Below are 937 nucleotides of genomic sequence, written 5' to 3'. Positions count from 1 at the left end.
GTCCGGCAGGCATAAATAAACTGCCAAGAAACAAAGAAAACAAAAGGAACAAGAAACCTTTGGCTATTATTGCTCTTGCTGATTTTCGAAGGTGCTTAATAGTTATGTCCATAAAGTAATATAACGACCCAAACAAAGGCGCGCTGCTTTTGCGCGTCCATTTTGGTTTGCCTTGTTATGTGTGAACTCACTCACCGGTAATTTCGTCCTGTATATATTTGGGTAGTTTATTCCATATGGTTCTGTAATAAAGCTCACGTATTTCAGGGTAATTATCCTTCGCAAATTTCTGCACGATATCTTTGTCTTCATAGCGCATTGGTTGATGAAATAATTCATTTGAATTTTCCAGAAAGCGAAAAACTCTAAGCACTTCATCAACTGAGAATGAGATTTCTTCTTTCATATTTATTTACACATAACGCCAAGCTAAGCAGCGCGTGTTAACGCGTCCTTGCTTGAGCGCCTTGTTAGGGCTTGGATTTGATGCCAAATTTCTTCGCAAACTCAGGATCAACCCAAACCGATTCAGCTTGATCTGGCTTCAGCTCAACTGTTTCAGGTTCTGAACAGCCAGAAATAAAATTATCTAATGAACTAGCAAGAAACTCAGTCTTAGATGTTTCGTGATCCCAGAAGTAGACAGCCTCATCAATTTCAATGAAATAGTTTCCTGATTCATCCTCCGCCAATACCTTTGCCCCTTCAAACTCACTTGGAAAAGGTAGTGAGGCTTTGCGGATTACTCCAAACTCAACACCCTCTTCGCTAATGAACACCTTGGAAAATACGCGATTCATTTCAAGAGCCCTAACGTTTTAGTATTTATGCGTTGCGCTGTTTGCAAGGCATAAATCGCTTGTTGGACTTGGCCGATGCCACATCCATATTAATCGGTATGTTTTATGCTATAGGAATTTGCTTTTTTGCGGTAGTA

At 40.0% G+C, this 937-nt stretch carries 2 protein-coding genes; both read right to left on the bottom strand.

Going from position 1 to position 937, the window contains the following annotated elements; all coding sequences use genetic code 11:
* Positions 1-187: 187 nt before the first annotated feature.
* Positions 188-406: a hypothetical protein gene (locus tag IEY40_RS20095; protein ID WP_188959358.1), complete on the bottom strand. Its 219-nt coding sequence runs from the start codon at positions 404-406 to the stop codon at positions 188-190.
* Between the two features lie 64 nt (positions 407-470).
* Positions 471-800, bottom strand: coding sequence for an SMI1/KNR4 family protein (locus tag IEY40_RS20090; protein WP_188959356.1), 330 nt, complete (start codon positions 798-800; stop codon positions 471-473).
* Positions 801-937: the final 137 nt, after the last annotated feature.

Origin of the sequence: Shewanella ulleungensis (assembly GCF_014648315.1) — a bacterium.
Lineage (GTDB): Bacteria > Pseudomonadota > Gammaproteobacteria > Enterobacterales > Shewanellaceae > Shewanella > Shewanella ulleungensis.
The sequence above is the reverse complement of the archived record's forward strand: the minus strand, read 5'-3'. Positions and strand labels throughout refer to the sequence as shown.